Annotated in this window: 15 protein-coding genes and 1 riboswitch; of the genes, 8 read left to right on the forward strand and 7 right to left on the reverse strand. The window is 72.1% G+C overall.

Translation table 11 applies throughout. From position 1 onward, the window contains the following. Nucleotides 1-100: 100 nt before the first annotated feature. Complete coding sequence (locus ACQ3I4_RS09830) at nt 101-694, reverse strand: TetR family transcriptional regulator (protein ID WP_430633449.1); 594 nt, start codon at nt 692-694, stop codon at nt 101-103. A gap of 61 nt (nt 695-755) precedes the next feature. Next, a complete protein-coding gene (locus ACQ3I4_RS09835) occupies nt 756-1,475 on the reverse strand; it encodes an SDR family NAD(P)-dependent oxidoreductase (protein WP_430633450.1) in 720 nt (239 codons plus the stop codon). A 143-nt stretch (nt 1,476-1,618) separates the two neighbouring features. Here ACQ3I4_RS09835 and bioB point away from each other — a divergent pair, with 143 nt between their 5' ends. The 3 genes from bioB to ACQ3I4_RS09850 all read left to right on the forward strand — a co-directional run bounded on the left by bioB (nt 1,619) and on the right by ACQ3I4_RS09850 (nt 5,030). Beyond that, a complete protein-coding gene (gene bioB / locus ACQ3I4_RS09840; RefSeq protein WP_430633451.1) occupies nt 1,619-2,788 on the forward strand; it encodes a biotin synthase BioB in 1,170 nt (389 codons plus the stop codon). 255 nt (nt 2,789-3,043) lie between these two features. Next, nucleotides 3,044-3,604, forward strand: coding sequence for a hypothetical protein (locus ACQ3I4_RS09845; protein WP_430633452.1), 561 nt, complete (start codon nt 3,044-3,046; stop codon nt 3,602-3,604). Between the two features lie 136 nt (nt 3,605-3,740). After that, the gene (locus ACQ3I4_RS09850; RefSeq protein WP_430633453.1) at nt 3,741-5,030 is read left to right on the forward strand and encodes an adenylosuccinate synthase; all 1,290 of its coding nucleotides are present in this window, start codon (nt 3,741-3,743) and stop codon (nt 5,028-5,030) included. An 11-nt stretch (nt 5,031-5,041) separates the two neighbouring features. Here the strand turns inward: ACQ3I4_RS09850 and ACQ3I4_RS09855 are convergent, their stop codons facing one another. Next, complete coding sequence (locus ACQ3I4_RS09855; protein ID WP_329862274.1) at nt 5,042-6,595, reverse strand: FAD-dependent monooxygenase; 1,554 nt, start codon at nt 6,593-6,595, stop codon at nt 5,042-5,044. A 132-nt stretch (nt 6,596-6,727) separates the two neighbouring features. Here ACQ3I4_RS09855 and ACQ3I4_RS09860 point away from each other — a divergent pair, with 132 nt between their 5' ends. From ACQ3I4_RS09860 to ACQ3I4_RS09870, 3 genes are all read left to right on the forward strand, one after another. Further along, a complete protein-coding gene (locus ACQ3I4_RS09860; protein WP_430633454.1) occupies nt 6,728-7,513 on the forward strand; it encodes a carbon-nitrogen hydrolase family protein in 786 nt (261 codons plus the stop codon). A gap of 230 nt (nt 7,514-7,743) precedes the next feature. Then, on the forward strand, nt 7,744-8,295 hold the full coding sequence (locus ACQ3I4_RS09865) for an RNA polymerase sigma factor (protein ID WP_430633455.1): 552 nt from the start codon (nt 7,744-7,746) through the stop codon (nt 8,293-8,295). Then, nucleotides 8,288-9,361 (forward strand): hypothetical protein, encoded by a 1,074-nt coding sequence (locus tag ACQ3I4_RS09870; RefSeq protein ID WP_430633456.1) that lies wholly within the window; start codon nt 8,288-8,290, stop codon nt 9,359-9,361. The genes ACQ3I4_RS09865 and ACQ3I4_RS09870 overlap by 8 nt, the downstream gene beginning before the upstream one ends. 516 nt (nt 9,362-9,877) lie before the next feature. On the opposite strand, the gene ACQ3I4_RS09875 is transcribed toward ACQ3I4_RS09870, so the two are convergent. The 3 genes from ACQ3I4_RS09875 to sfnG are packed head-to-tail and all read right to left on the reverse strand — an operon-like array spanning nt 9,878 to nt 13,038. After that, nucleotides 9,878-10,378 (reverse strand): CoA-binding protein, encoded by a 501-nt coding sequence (locus ACQ3I4_RS09875; protein WP_430633457.1) that lies wholly within the window; start codon nt 10,376-10,378, stop codon nt 9,878-9,880. Continuing rightward, complete coding sequence (locus ACQ3I4_RS09880; RefSeq protein WP_430633458.1) at nt 10,375-11,841, reverse strand: O-acetylhomoserine aminocarboxypropyltransferase/cysteine synthase family protein; 1,467 nt, start codon at nt 11,839-11,841, stop codon at nt 10,375-10,377. Before ACQ3I4_RS09880 ends, ACQ3I4_RS09875 begins: the two co-directional genes overlap by 4 nt. Further along, entirely contained in the window at nt 11,842-13,038 is a 1,197-nt protein-coding gene (gene sfnG, locus ACQ3I4_RS09885) for a dimethylsulfone monooxygenase SfnG (protein ID WP_329862263.1), read from the reverse strand. Between the two features lie 108 nt (nt 13,039-13,146). Next, nucleotides 13,147-13,241: riboswitch (SAM riboswitch) on the reverse strand. A 161-nt stretch (nt 13,242-13,402) separates the two neighbouring features. Between sfnG and ACQ3I4_RS09890 the strand changes: the two genes are divergently transcribed. Beyond that, entirely contained in the window at nt 13,403-13,954 is a 552-nt protein-coding gene (locus ACQ3I4_RS09890) for a histidine phosphatase family protein (RefSeq protein ID WP_430633459.1), read from the forward strand. A 31-nt stretch (nt 13,955-13,985) separates the two neighbouring features. On the opposite strand, the gene ACQ3I4_RS09895 is transcribed toward ACQ3I4_RS09890, so the two are convergent. Next, nucleotides 13,986-14,975, reverse strand: a complete 990-nt coding sequence (locus tag ACQ3I4_RS09895) for an ArsR/SmtB family transcription factor (RefSeq protein WP_430633460.1) — start codon at nt 14,973-14,975, stop codon at nt 13,986-13,988. A 92-nt stretch (nt 14,976-15,067) separates the two neighbouring features. Between ACQ3I4_RS09895 and ACQ3I4_RS09900 the strand changes: the two genes are divergently transcribed. After that, complete coding sequence (locus ACQ3I4_RS09900; RefSeq protein ID WP_430633461.1) at nt 15,068-15,358, forward strand: hypothetical protein; 291 nt, start codon at nt 15,068-15,070, stop codon at nt 15,356-15,358. The last annotated feature ends 6 nt before the right edge of the window (nt 15,359-15,364 follow it).

Consider the following 15,364-nt stretch of genomic DNA (forward strand, 5'->3'; position numbering starts at 1 on the left):
GCCCTGCCGGCGGCCGGCGACCCCCGCGCCGCCTGGCCGCCGTGCCACGCCGTCTGCCCCATGCGGGCCCGTTCGCGAAGGGGCCGAACCGGGGCCGCGGCTACCGCGAGGGCGCGAGCATCCCGTCGAGCGCCGCGTCGAGCCCCCAGCGGAAGGCGTCCTCGCCGAGCTCCGGCCCGCCGATCGCGTCGACGGCGTCGAGCGTGGCCCGGTCCTGGTGGGCGGCGACGGAGCCGAGGATGTGGTTCAGCAGCAGGTGCTGGGCCCAGCCCGAGTGCCGGGGCGGGACGCCGGCGGCCTCGAGGAGCTCGCGCAGCCGTGTGAGCGGCTCCAGGGCGGCGGGCTGGAGGGTCTGCGCGAGCTGGACGACCTCGGCGCTGTCCGGGACGGGCACCAGGGCGGCGCGGATCCGGAGGGCGAGGTGGACGACGGCGGCGCGCTCCGGCGTCGTACCCCCTTCCTCCCGCGGTGCGGGACGTCCGGCGGCCGGCCCCGCGCCGGAGGCGGGAATGCCGCCGAGGAGGCGGGCGGCGACGTCGACGAGGAGTTCCTGCTTGTTCTTCACGTGCCAGTAGAGGGCGCCGACCTGGACGTCGAGTTCGCGGGCGAGCCGGCGCATCGAGAGGTCGGCGAGGCCGAAGTCGCGGAGGATGGCGACGGCCGTGTCCACCACCTGTTCCCGTGTCAGCGCCATGCGCTCCAGTCTATGGGGCGGGGCGGCGGGCGTGGGCGGCCGAGCCGGTGCCGCCCCGGCCCTACAGCCCGCCGGCGACCTTGAGGACGCTCCCGGTGGCGTAGCGCGCGTCGTCGGAGAGCAGCCAGGCCACGGCGCCCGCGATCTCCTCCGGCATTCCGGCGCGCCCCATCGGGATGGCCGGGGCGACCTTCGCGGGGCGCTCCGGGTCCTGGTGGAAGTCCGTCCAGACGGTGCCGGGGGCCACGGCGTTGACCCGGACCCCGTCGGCGGCGACCTCCTTGGCCAGGCCCACCGTGAAGGCCTCGACCCCGGCCTTCGCGGCGGCGTAGTGCACGTAGGTCCCGGGCCCGCCGAGGGCGGCGGCGACGGAGGAGATGTTCACGATCGAGCCGCCTGTGGAGCGCAGGGCCGGGAGGGCGCGCCGGGTGCAGGCGATGACGCCGAACAGGTTGACGTCGAGGTCGCGGCGGATGGCCTCGATTCCGTTGTCTTCCAGGCGTCCGACGGCGGTCGCGGCGCCCGCGTTGTTCACGAGCCCGGTGAGCGGGCCGAGCGTGGCGATGCGCGCGAAGAGGGCGTCGATGGACGCCGGGTCGGCGGTGTCGGCCTGGAGGGCGGTGGCCCGGCGGCCGTCGCGGTGCGCCTGGCGGGCCACCGACTCGGCGGCGTCTCGGTCCTTGAGGTAGGTGATGACCAGGTCGTGGCCCTCGGACGCGAGCCGCAGGCTGATGGCCGCCCCGATGCCGCGGCCGCCGCCGGTGACGAGGGTGAGTGGCATGGCGCTGGCTCCTTTCGCTGGGCCCGACTCTACCTTCCGTGCGGGGCCGTCTCGCCGGGGCCGTGGCCGCCCGGGATCGGCCGCCGCTGACGGTGGTGTAGCGTGGGCCGTTAGGAATTGAACACTGTTCAGGAGGGGTGGGCATGACGGAGACACGAGAACTTCGGCACGCGGGAGATGCGGCGGGACGAGCGGGTGGAAGCGCGGACGGAAGCGCGGGTGGACGTGCAAAGTCGGGCGGAGCGCCGGAGCCGGAGTCGGCCACGGCGGATGCGCCGGCGCTGGCCCGGCGGATCCTCGACGGGCACCGTCTCACGGAGGAGGAGGCGCTCGCCGTCCTCGCCACGCCGGACTCCGCCACGTTCGCGCTGGTCGCGGCCGCCGGCACGCTGCGCCGCCGGCACTTCGGCAACACGGTGAAGGTCAACTACCTGGTCAACCTGAAGTCCGGGCTGTGTCCGGAGGACTGCACGTACTGCTCGCAGCGGCTCGGCTCGGCGGCGCAGATCCTGAAGTACACGTGGCTGAAGCCGGAGGAGGCGGCGGAGCAGGCGGAGCTCGGGATCCGCGGCGGGGCGTCGCGGGTCTGCCTCGTCGCAAGCGGGAAGGGCCCCACGGACCGGGACGTCGAGCGGGTCGCGGGCATGGTGGGCCGGCTCAAGGACGAGCATCCGGGGGTGGAGGTCTGCGCGTGCCTCGGCATCCTCAAGCCGGGCCAGGCCGGCGTCCTGCGGGAGGCCGGCGTCGACGCGTACAACCACAACCTGAACACGGCCGAGTCCAAGTACCAGGACATCTGCACCACGCACGAGTACGCGGACCGGGTGGCCACCGTGGAGCGGGCCAAGGACGCCGGGCTGTCGCCGTGCTCGGGCCTGATCGTGGGGATGGGCGAGGACGATGCGCAGCTCGTGGAGGCGGTCTTCGCGCTGCGGGAGCTGGAGAGCGATTCGATCCCGGTGAACTTCCTGATGCCGTTCGAGGGCACGCCGCTTGAGGGGACATGGGAGCTGACGCCGTTGCGGTGCCTGCGCATCCTGGCGCTCGTGCGGCTGGCCTGCCCGGACCAGGAGCTGCGGATCGCGGGCGGCCGGGAGATGCACTTGCGGTCCCTGCAGGCCGCGGCGCTGGAGGTCGCCAACTCGATCTTCCTGGGCGACTACCTGACCAGCGAGGGGCAGGACGCGGAGGCGGATCTGGCGATGATCGCGGATGCGGGCTTCGAGGTGCTGGGGTACGACGCCGGGGCCGCGCCCTCCAGCCCGGCCCTGCGCCGGCGCGGGGCGGGGACGGACCGGGCGCCGAACGCGTAGGCGTCGCGCCTAGGCTGGTTTCAGAGGTTGTGTGTCAGCCCGTGCGGATGAGACACCGGGCCCGGTCGTGCCGGAGCGGTGAGGGGCGTGGGCGTGAATGCGCTAGTACGATCACCACCGAGGCGGCACATTCGAACGAAGACTGCCCCGGTCGCCCGCAGGTCGATCGCCGCCGGTCAATCCAGCGAGGAACTGCGACCCGGATGAGGAAAGCTCCTTGCCTCCGGGACTCGGGCCCGAAAACGGAGAACCACCATGAACGAGCTTGAATGGAATCGAAGCCTCCCGGACATGCTGGAGCGAGCTGCGCAGATTGCCGCATCGGTGCCGGACAAGGTCACGGCCCGTGCTCACCTCTACCGCACTGTTGTTGTCATTGACGTCGAAGGGCCCAGACTGGGCGCGTTCGCGCTCGTGCTGGCAGAAGAAGCGCCCGAGATCGTCTATGACGACCAGTACGTCAGGTTCCAGACGGTGCCGGAGGGAGTGGATGAGCTACTCGTTTTCGCCCAGGAATCCATCGAGAAGATCGTGGAGTTCCTCCTCAGCGAGAGATCTCCTGTCGAACGCACGAGCCGCATCCTCCGAAGAACCTACGTTTCCATCCCGCTTGACGATGGGACCAGCTGGAGGCTGAAGCACCATCGCAGAAGAATGAGGCCGCCCGCCGCGTTTCCCGAAGGTGGCGCCACGACTTTCTGGCGGCGAATGGCGGGCGCCAGAATCTACTCGCCATCGGATGGCACGCGGACCGGAGCCGGGCGCCCGCCTCCAGACTGTGGACAAAAGTCGCGCCGGTGGGCGGGCCTCCGGTAAACTCGGTGCGTAAGAGCCCCTGCCAACTCTTACGCGTCCGCGAACCGGGTGCCGGGAGGTCAGGGGCGTTCTTGTGTCCGGCACCGCCGGAACCCGGCCCCGGCCGGCCGCTGACCCATGCAAGGGGGAGGATCCCATGCCAGCAATCGTGATCGTCGGAGCCCAGTGGGGCGACGAGGGCAAAGGTAAGGCCACCGACCTGCTCGGCGGCCGCGTCGACTATGTCGTGAAGCCCAACGGCGGCAACAACGCCGGCCACACCGTCGTCGTCGGCGGCGAGAAGTACGAGCTCAAGCTCCTTCCCGCCGGCATCCTCTCGCCCAACGCCATCCCGATCATCGGCAACGGCTGCGTCGTGAACCTGGAGGCGCTCTTCCAGGAGATCGACGGCCTCGAGGCCCGCGGCGCCGACACCTCCAGGCTCCGCGTCTCCGCGAACGCCCACCTCGTGGCCCCGTACCACCAGACCATGGACAAGGTCACCGAGCGCTTCCTCGGCAAGCGAGCCATCGGCACCACCGGCCGCGGCATCGGCCCCGCCTACATGGACAAGATCGGCCGCCTGGGCCTCCGCGTCCAGGACGTCTTCGACGAGTCCATCCTGCGCCAGAAGGTGGAGGGCGCGCTCCGGCAGAAGAACGAGCTGCTCGTGAAGGTCTACAACCGGCGCTCGGTGGAGACCGAGGAGATCGTCCAGTACTTCCTCTCCTTCGCCGAACGGCTCCGCCCGCTCGTCATCGACGCCACGCTCGAGCTGAACAAGGCCCTCGACGAGGGCAAGGTCGTGCTCATGGAGGGCGGCCAGGCCACGTTCCTCGACGTCGACCACGGAACCTACCCGTTCGTGACGTCCTCCAACCCGACCGCCGGCGGCGCGTCCGTCGGCTCGGGCGTCGGCCCCACCCGCATCACCCGTTCCGTGGGCATCATCAAGGCCTACACCACGCGCGTCGGCGCCGGCCCGTTCCCCACCGAGCTGTTCGACGAGATGGGCGACTACCTGCAGAAGAAGGGCGGTGAGTTCGGCGTGAACACCGGCCGCCCGCGCCGCTGCGGCTGGTACGACGCCGTGCTGGCGCGCCACGCGTCCCGCATCAACGGCTTCACGGACTACTTCGTGACCAAGCTCGACGTCCTCACCGGCATCGAGCGGATCCCCGTCTGCGTGGCCTACGACGTCGACGGCGTCCGCCACGACGAGATGCCCATGACGCAGACCGAGTTCCACCACGCCAAGCCGATCTTCGAGTACTTCGACGGCTGGACCGAGGACATCACGGGCGCCAGGACGCTCGAGGACCTGCCGGCGAACGCCCGGGACTACGTGCTGGCGCTCGAGTCGATGAGCGGCACGCGCTTCTCCGCGATCGGCGTCGGCCCGGACCGCGACCAGACGATCGTCCGCTACGACCTGATCGGCGAGTAGCACCGGCCCGCTCAGCCCCGCTTCGTGGCCGCCCTCTCGAGGGCGGCCACGAACAGGTCCGGGCGCACCACCACCGCGGTCCCGTCCGGCAGCCCGGCCCGCGGCGCGGCCGGGAACTCCCGCAGCGGGAGGCCGTGCCGCTCGGCGAGCCTCCGTCCGGGGACGACGCCGGACCCCCCGTACGCGTGCACCTGCCACTCGAGCGCGTCCAGGGACGCGTGGTTGTCCGGCTCCGCCCCGTCCAGCGGCACCCACGGCAAGCGGCGGCCGAGGACCCTCCCGCGGCGCCCGGCGCGGGCCGGCCCCCGCAGCGACTCCGCGCGGCGCCGCTCCGCCTCCGTCATCCAGTAGTGGATCCGCAGCTGGGACACGTAGCCGAACAGCCGCCCGCCGGCGGGGGAGCGCGGCACCACGCGGGCGACCACGGGCATCAGGACCGGCGCGATCCGGGTCCTGAAGAACACCGCCGCGGGGTGCGGCGACGTGACGACGCCGAAGACGCGGTCCGTCGTCGACACGAGCCGCAGCGCCACGGGCCTCCGCTCCGCCTGGTACCGGTCGAGGGAGGCCTCCGGCATCCTTCCCGCGAGTACGTCGGCGAGCTTGCAGGCCAGGTTGTGCGCGTCCTGCAGCCCCGTGTTCATGCCCTGCGCCCCGACGGGCGAGTGGATGTGCGCCGCGTCCCCGGCCAGGAACACCCGCCCGTCCCGGAAGACGTCCGCCACGCGGTGGTGCACCCGGTACGTCGAGAACCACTCGGAGCTCCCGTAGTGGATCCCGAAGCCCCGTGCCAGCGAGGAGCGCGCCCGGCCCTCGGCCACCCGGGGCGGGGCCCCGGCGTCGTCCTCCGCCACCGCGGGCAGCAGCCCGAGCAGCCGCACCCGGCGCCCTCCGGCCCCGTCCGGGCCCATCGGGAAGGCGAGCATGAACTCGTCCCGCGTCACGCGCACGGAGATCCCGTCCCGCAGCCCGGTGACGGCGTTCGCGTCGATCACGTAGAAGAGGTGGCGGTTGGTCCCGCCCGGGAAGCCGATCCCCAGCTGCCGCCGCACGGGGGAGGCCGCGCCGTCGCACGCGATGACGTACCGGGCCCCCACCCGCACCGGGCCGTCCGGTCCCGCCAGGTGGACGCGCGCCCCGCCGTCGTCCTGCTCGAGCCGCTCGAAGCCGTGCCGCCACAGCACGGGCCTCCCGCGCCGCTCCAGGCGCGCCGCGAGGATCTCCTCGTTGGCGCTCTGCTCCAGGATGTGGATGCCCGGGAACGCCGTCGCGGCGGCGCCCATCCGCCCCAGCGGCACGGCGCCCAGGGAGCGCGGTCCGACGCCGGGAAGCAGTTGGGCGGCGAGGGTGCGGCGCGCGAGCACCTCCTCGGCGAGGCCCAGCTGCCGGTACAGCTCCACGCTCCGGGCCTGCAGGCCCAGGGCCCGGGACTCGCGCGTCGGACCGGCCTTGGAATCCACGACGACGGCGTCCACCCCGAGCTTCTCCAGCACGTTGGCGGCCATCAGGCCCGTGGGCCCGGCCCCGACGACGCAGACATCGACGTCCAGCACGGTGAGGTCCATGGCCTCAGGCTAGACCCGCCGCCCGGGAGCGGCCAGAGCCCGCGGTGACCGGACCGTGACCTGCCCGGACCCCGCGCCCGGCGGTGGATGGGTACTCTGGGAACCACTCACCACGAGCGGAAGGCCACGGTTATGTTGATCAGTGTTGGACAGTTCTCGCCCGCAGGAACCCTGGAGGAGAACCTCGACGTGGTGCGCCGCCTCACGGCGCGGGCCAAGGGCGCCGGAGCGCAGCTCGTGCTCTTCCCCGAGGAGACCATGTTCACCGTGCGCAAAGTCGAGGGCGACCTCGCCGCCGCGGTGGACCGGGACTGGTCCCGGTTCGTCCAGCAGCTCTCCCTCATCGCCGCCGAGAACTCCATCGCGATCGTCGCCGGCGGCTACGAGTCCAGCGGCGAGGAACGCCCCTACAACACGCTCGTGGTCATCCAGGCGGACGGCGCGATCGCCGGAACGTACCGCAAGGTGCACCTCTACGACGCGTTCTCCTACCAGGAGTCCAAGCGCATCAAGGCCGGGGACCCGTCCGGGCTGCAGCTGTTCGAGATCGGCGGCCTCAAGTTCGGCGTCATGACCTGCTACGACATCCGCTTCCCCGAGCTGGCGCGCCGCCTCGCCGTCGAGGGCGCGGACGTGCTGCTCGTGGCCGCCGCCTGGTTCAAGGGCGACCACAAGGTGGAGCACTGGGAGACCATCCTCAAGGCGCGCGCCGTCGAGAACACCGTGTGGATCGCGGCCGCCGGAACGAGCTCGAAGAACACCATCGGCCACTCCGCGATCCTGGATCCCCTGGGCATCCCCGTGGACTTCCTCGACGACGAGACCGAGGGGCTCGTGACCGTCGACGTCACCCGCCGCCGGATCGATGAGGTCCGAGAGTTCCTGCCCGTCCTGGCCAACCGGAAGCTCGGGGTCTAGGGGCCCGTCCGGGCCCGCGGGGGTGCCGGCGCGCTGCCTCGGAAAAAAATCCGGGACCCGCGTAACCTCCGGGGATCCCGGGACGATGACAGTCATGGAGAAGCCGGGTCGAGGGTTCCCCCCCAACGAGCCTCGACCCGGCTTCCACATGTCTCGGGCCCCGTGGTGCGGATCACGGAGCGGCCGCCCTAGAATGGGGGCGTCCCGTTCCCCACGTCCCAGGGAGATCCTTGGCCGCCGTACTGACGGATGAGGTGCTCGAGAAGGCCCGGCAGGGTTCTGCCGAGGCCTTGTCCGTGCTGTACGAGGGACTGGCGGGCCAGGTGGCGGGGTATCTGAGGGCCAAGGGCGTCGAGGACGCCGAGGGCACCACCCAGGACGTGTTCCTCACCGTGCTCACGCAGCTGGACACCGTCGTCGGCGGGATCGGCGGGCTGAGGAAGTTCACGTTCTCCGTCGCGCACGCGAGGATGGTCGACGCGACCCGCGCCCGGGCCAGGAGGCCGTACGAGGACGAATACCAGGCGGAGAGCGATCCCCGCGCGGCGGCGCCCGCCTCCGAAGAACTCCTGGACCGGCTCGACTCCGGCCCGCTCGGCGACGTCGTGGACGCGCTGCCGGAGGCGCAGCGCGACTGCGTCCTGCTCCGCATCGTGGCGGGGCTCAGCATCGAGGAGACCGCCGAGGTCCTCGGCCGCACGCCGGGGGCCGTGAAGCAACTGCAGCGGCGGGGGCTGCTGGCCATGAAGAAGACGTTGGAGGAGGTGGGGCACCGTGGTTGAGCCCGGAGGACCGGATCCGCAGGACGACGCCGTCGAGGCGCTCCTGCGCGAGTCCGGCGTTCCCACCGACCCCCGCCTCGCCGCGGCCCTCGAGGACCTGGCCGTCCGTGGTCGTTCCGCGGCGCCGGAGCCGCGTGGCGCCCTGGCCCGGCTCCTCGCCCAGGGACCGGCAGCCGGCACCCCCGGCGGAGGCGGCCTGATCGACGGCGGCTCCGTACCGGACGCCGGCGGCGACGGCGTCCTGCCCTTCCGCCGCAAGGGAGGGCCGACGGCCGCTGGCGCCCTCGCGGCCCTGGTCCTCGTGGCCGGGGGCGTGGGCGTCGCCGCCGCGACCACGGCCGATCGTCCCGCTCCCGTCGCCGCCGTCGTGGTCCCCGACGGCGGGCAGCCGGCCGTCCAGCGGGCCGGCATCGATTCCGCCGCGCCCGTGCTTCCCGCCGAGCTGCCGGCGGTTCCGGGCGGAAGCGGCAGCTCCGGCCCATTGGCCGGGTCAATGGGGGCGCTCGAGCGCACCGCGGTCGTCGACGGGGCCGGAGACGACGACGGAAACGGAGCGGAACCGCGGGGAGCTGGACCGAAGGCCGCTGCGGACCGCACGTCCACCGCGTCCCGCGGCGCCGCGGAGGCCAGACCCGTCCGCGCGGCGGCCTCGTCGCAGGCGGCGCCGGTGCGGTCGAGTGCGTCGCCGAAGGCCCCGGCCCAGCAGAAGGCCCAGCCCAAGACGCTCCAGCAGCAGCGTGCCGCCCAGAAGAGCGCGGAGAAGCAACGAGCCCAGCAGCTGAAGGCCGCGCAGCAGCGGGCCGCCCAGGAGAAGGCCGCACAGAAGCGCCTGGCCCAGCAGCGGGCGGCCGAGGCGGCCCAGAAGCAGCAGGCCCAGCGCAAACAGCCGGCTGGCGGGAAGATGCAGGGGATCGTCAACCCCGTGAAGAAGGCCGGGGGCGTGCAGGGCTTCACCGTGCGGCCGTCGATCGGTCAGCACGGCCAGCCCGGGGCGCCCGGACTGAAGAAGCCGGGGCTGCCGGGCCACGGCAAGGACCAGAGCGAGAAGCGCGGCTCGGGACGCTGAGCCCGGCGCCGCATTCGTCCTTCAGGGTCCGGACCTTGGGCCCGAAACAACCCTGGCCGCTTCCGGGCAGGCCGCCGCCCGGGCTGCCCCGCCCAACGATGCGGTTCGGGGCCCCAACCCACGCACGCTGGGCGCCCACTTCACGTCGTCTCGACGAGGTAGTCAGTTTGCAACGACTTCATGGGGTAGACCCCGTGGTCTGGGCGCGCACGTACTGTCTCGCCGACTACACGTGAATTGGGCGGGGTGGGGGCGGCCGGGAGCGTCGACGGCCCACTTCACGTCGTCTCGACGAGACTGTCAGTTAGCGACGACTTCATGGGGTAGACCCCGTGGTTTGGGCGCGTATGTACTGTCTCGCCGACTTGACGTGAATTGGGCGGGGTGGGGGCGGCCGGGAGCGTGGGCCGGGGCTGTTGACCGTGCGTTGTGGGTGGCCGGGCTGGGCGAGTCAGCGCCGAACCGTGGGCGCCGACGCGTGGGGCCCCGGCGGTGTGCCTGGGCCCCACGGCGTTCTCAGGCGAGGACCTGCCGCTTCGAGCTGATGACGCCGGTGTTGAAGCCGGCGAGGTGCAGCCCGCCGTGGAAGCGCGCGTGCTCGATCTTCACGCAGCGGTCCATGACGACGTTCAGGCCGGCGGCCTCGGCGTCCGCGGCGACCTGTTCGTGCCAGGAGCCCAGCTGCAGCCACAGGGTCTTCGCGCCCGCGGCCTTCGCCTCCTCCAGGACGCCCGGCAGGTCGTCGTGCTTGCGGAACACCTCCACCAGGTCGGGTGCCTCCGGCAGATCGGCCAGGGACTTGTAGACCGGCTGCCCCAGGATCTCATCCACCACCGGGTTCACGAAGTAGACCGTGTAGCTGGTGGAGGAGAGCAGGTACGTCGCCACGAAGTAGGAGGCGCGGGAGGGCTTGTTGGACGCCCCCACGATCGCGATCGAGCGCGTGTTGTGCAGGATCTCCAGGCGTTCCGGCGCGCTCGGCCCCGACCAGGTGCGTTCCGCGGTCGATGCGCTCACCGCTCCGCCTCCTTCCCCGCGTCGGCTGCGGATCCGGGCGCGGCTCCCGCGCCGGAAGCGACCCCCGCCGGGACGGCACCCGGGCGGGCCGAGGGGATGACGCAGGCCTCGGCGTCGTACTCCGGGGCCGCGAAGGCCGAGGCGTCGAAGCCCTCCGGCTCCCCGCCGGCCTCCGGCTCCCGCTGCGAGGCGTCGAGCGCCTGGTCCAGGTCCCAGAGGATGTCCTCGACGTCCTCGAGCCCCACGGACAGGCGGATCAGGTCGCCCGGGACGCCCGCGGCCACGAGCTGCTCGGCCGCGAGCTGCTGGTGCGTGGTCGACGCCGGGTGCAGCACCAGGGTGCGCGCGTCGCCGATGTTGGCCAGGTGGCTCGCGAGCTGCAGCGCCTCGATGAAGCGCGCCCCGGCCTCGCGGCCCCCGGCCACGCCGAAGCTGAACACCGAGCCGACGCCGAGCGGCAGCAGCTCCTGCGCGCGGGCGTGCTGCGGGTGGGACTCGAGTCCGGCGAAGTTCACATAGGACACGCGCGGATCGGCCTCGAGCCACTCGGCCACGCGGCGCGCGTTCGCCAGGTGCGCGTCCATGCGCTGCGGCAGCGTCTCCACACCCTGCAGGAGCTGGAACGCGGACTGGGCCGGCAGCGACGGGCCGATGTCCCGCAGCTGCTCCGAGCGCAGCTTGGTCAGGAAGCCGTACTCACCGAAGTTGCCCCACCAGGACACGTTGCCGTAGCTCGGCACCGGTTCCGTCATGGTCGGGAACTTCCCGTTGCCCCAGTCGAAGCGGCCGGACTCGACGACGACGCCGCCGAGCGTGGTGCCGTGCCCGCCGAGGAACTTGGTGGCGGAGTGGATGACGATGTCCGCCCCGTGCTCGATGGGGCGCAGGATGTACGGCGGGGTGAGGGTCGAGTCGACGATGAGCGGGATGCCCGCTGCGCGCGCGACCTCCGCGAGGCCCGCCAGGTCCGCGATGTCGCCCGAGGGGTTCGCGACGACCTCGGTGTAGAGGGCCTTGGTGTTCTCCCGGATCGCGGCCGCGAAGTCCGCGGCGTCGTTGCTGTCCACGAACGTGGTGTCCACCCCGAAGCGGCGCAGCGTGACGTCGAGCTGGGTGATGGTGCCGCCGTAGAGCTTCGAGGAGGCCACGATGTGGTCCCCGGCCTGCGTCAGCGCGGCGAAGGTGATGAACTCCGCGGCCATCCCGGAGGACGTCGCCACGGCGCCGATGCCGCCCTCGAGGGACGCGATGCGCTCCTCGAACGCCGCCACAGTGGGGTTGCCGATGCGGGAGTAGATGTTGCCGTACTTCTGCAGGGCGAACAGGTTCGCGGCGTCGTCGGTGTCCTTGAACACGAACGACGTCGACTGGTAGATGGGCACCGCGCGGGCGCCGTGCTCGGCGTCGGGCGTGCCGCCGGCGTGCAGGGCGCGGGTGCGGAATCCGAACTGGTGGTCCGACATCTAGGCGGTGGCTCCTTCGAGGTGGGTTTCCGGCAGCAGCTCCGTGTTGAGCTCGGTGCCGTGGGCTCGGGCGAGGTCCGCCTCGAGCTCGCGGACGATCGGGAGGACCTCGCGGCCGAACGCGCCGAGCTCCTCCTGGAAGTGCAGGTAGCCGGTCAGGAGCAGGTTCACGCCGATCTTCTTGAACGCGATGATCCGCTCGGCGATCTGCTCCGGGGTGCCGATGAGCTGGGTGCGGAAGCCGTCGTTGTACTGGACCAGGTCCTCGAACGTGGAGTCCTCCCACATGCCCTTGCCGTCCTTCGTGGACTGCCCGGCCTCCTTCACGGCGGCGGCGAAGCCCTCGACGGCGGGGCGGTGCGCCTTGTCGATGATCTCGCGCAGCGTGTCCCTGGCTTCCGCCTCGGTGTCGCGGGAGATGACGAAGCCGTTGATGCCGAAGCGCGGCTTCGCGGCCGCGGTGCGCCCCCCGGACTCCGCGGCCTTGAGCACGCCGGCGATGTTGTCCTGGAAGCCCTCGAGCGAGCGGCCGTTGGAGAAGTACCAGTCGGCGGCGTGGCCCGCGGCGGCCTGCGCGGCGGTCGAGTTGCCGCCGAAGAAGATCTCCGGGTGGGCCCGGCCCGGCAGGTCCAGCGGCGCCGGGTTCAGGGTGAAGTCCTTGATGTTGTAGTACTGCCCGGAGTGGCTGAAGCCCTGCTGGGTCCACAGGCCACGCAGCACGTTGATGAACTCCTCGGTCCGCACGTAGCGCTCGTCGTGGTCCAGCCACTCGAGGCCGAAGTTCACGAACTCGTCCTTGAGCCAGCCGGAGACGACGTTCACGGCCGAGCGGCCGCCGGAGAGGTGGTCCGCGGTGATGATGAACTTGGCCAGCACGCCCGGGTGCCACATGCCCGGGTGGACGGCCGAGATTACCTTGAGCCGCTCGGTGGCGCCGAGCAGGGCCAGCGAGAAGCTCGTGGCCTCGTGCTGCTTGTCCGCGCCGTAGCTGGCGGCGTAGCGGGTCTGGGTCAGTGCGTACTCGAAGCCGGAGTCCTCCGCGATGCGTGCCAGCTTCTTGTTGTATTCGAACTCCCAGTTGGTGCGCTGCTCGATGGTCGAGACCACGAGCCCACCCGAGACGTTGGGCACCCAGTAGGCGAACTTGAGCGGTGTTTCCAGGTCAGCGACCCGGCTGACGGCGGTGTTCTCGGTCATGTGGGGGACTCCTTCGATCCTTGGTCGGATGGCGTGCGGCGTAGGCGGTTCCCGGGCAACGGCGCATCCTCCGGCGGCGGGCCGTGCGGGGGAAGAAGGCTGGCGCGTTCTCCATCGCTTCTGGCAGGAGCACCGTTCCGGCGGATTCCGGAGGGTTGCTGCGGCGTCATCGATCCAGATCTCTCGGCCGCTCGGGATGGTTGTCCTTCAGTGTGTCAGCGAGCCGCCGATCCATCAAAGAATGTTGAGCCGGATTGCGTCGTGCCGGGCGCGGGCCGAAGATCCTGCGACGGCGCGGCGGCCGGGTGCGTCACGGGACGACGGCGGGGCGCGGGCCGGGAGGTCCGCTGGCTACGCTGGGGGCATGGCACAACGCATCGTCCTGGTCCGGCACGGGCAGACCCCGTGGAACTTCGAGGGGCGCCTGCAGGGCCAGGTGGACATCCCGCTCAACGCGGCCGGCCGCGCGCAGGCGCGCCAGGCGGGGCGGCAGCTGGCGGAGGAGTACGACGCCGGATCCTGGGACGCGGTCGTCGCCTCGCCTCTGGGGCGGGCGGCGGAGACCGCCGCGATCATCGCCGCCGAGCTGGGCCTCGAGCCCGGCGAGCCCGAACCGGGCCTCGTGGAGCGCGGCTACGGCGAGGGCGAGGGCGTCGTCGTCACCGGGATGCCGCGCCCCGAGCTGGACGCGCTGCTCTCCACCGCGGAGCCGGAGGCCGAGGTGGTCGAGCGGGGCGTGCGCGCCTTGACCGGCTTGGCCGCCGCCCACCCGGGGCGCGGCCTCGTGGTGGTGGCGCACGGGACGCTCATCCGCCTCGTCGTCGGGCACTTGCAGGGCGCTCCGCACGCCCGGCTCGAGAACGGCCAGGTCGTGGAGCTCGACCCGGCGTTGCTGCCGGAGCTTGACGCGGTCTGAGGACGCGCGGGGGATCGAGGGTCCCGTCGGGCTACGCCCCGGCGAGGAGCGCCTCGCCGACACCGGCCCTGCGGTAGAACACCTCGCGGCCGGAACGCAGGGGGACGGCCAGCCCGCCCTCGGACATGACCTTGAGGTGGCCGTTGACGGTGCCCGGGGCGAGGTCCAGGGCGCATGCGAGCTGCTTCGTCGTCATCGGGACATCCAGCTGGGCCAGGATCTGCGCCCGTGTGGATCCCAGCAGCTTCGCCAGAGGATCGCCCGGGGCCGCGCCGCTGGACTCCCAGAGCCGGCCCACTCCGCGGGGCGCGTAGGTCAACGTCGGCACGAACGGCGCCGTGTTGAGCACCAGGGTCTCCGGCCAGACGAACGCGTTGGGCACCAGGATCAGGCCGGCCCCGGGTTCAGGCGGATCGATCCCGTCGCAGCCCCGGATAACCTCGAGCCCGCTGGGCGTGCGGACGACGGACGGATGCAGCGTCTTGAACACGTCGCCGATGCCGCCGCGGGCCATCTGGGCCAGCCTCCAGTCGATGTCCTCGAGCAGCAGCGAGCGCAGCCGGGGCCACCAGCGCCGGACAGCCAGCTCCCAATACCACTGGAGTGCTCCGACGGCACGATCGACTGCGGTGTCGACGTCCTCGGCGAGTTCCTCGAGGACGCCACGGGCCCCGGTGTCTTCCTGCCGCCGGAGCAGGGCCGTCAGGTCCCGTTCCCACACGGAGGCCGGGACGGCGGCGACGGCCGTGAGCCCGTCGTGGAAGGTGTCCTGGCGTTCCGGCGTCGGGGTGAGCGAATCGGCCATGAAGCCTGAACGGGGAACGAGTGCGGCGAGGACGCGCAGGTGCCCTTGTGAGGCCGGGTCGTCCGCCGCCGCGAGCGCGCGCCGCGTGCACTCGATCCAGGGGCGGTGGATGGCGGTTCCCTGCTGGAGGGCGCGCAAGCTGGTCACCGTCTCCCACAGGGGAGAGGCCTCGAACCGGATCCGCGTCAGGTCCTCGCTCGTGAGCTTGATGTGCATGGATTCAGCGTATTCCCGGCCGGAACGCCTGACGAGGATTCGGCCAGGACCGAATCGTGGAGCGGGCCGGGCGTCCGGCGGACGCTGGGTCCATGACCACCTTCAGCAGCTCCCGTTGTTCCCCTGTCCCCGTCCATCACGGTGCGGCCGTCGGTCCGGCGACGCCCAGCGGCGGGTCCTCCGCGGTCCCGCGTCCCGAGGGCGGGGCGCGCCGCCCGGCACACGCCGTGGACCGCTTCGGCGCGGTCGCCCGCCTCGTTGCGGCCGTGGTCCGGTTCTACCGGGTCAACGCCGTCCGGGCTGCCGCCATAGAATCCGAGCACCTGCGCCTGCGCGAGGACGGCCTCCGCCGGTTCACCGAGGCCTCCGGCGGGCGGCTCTGAGTCCGC

It is taken from the genome of Zafaria sp. Z1313 (assembly GCF_050563205.1).
Lineage (GTDB): Bacteria > Actinomycetota > Actinomycetes > Actinomycetales > Micrococcaceae > JAZDCJ01.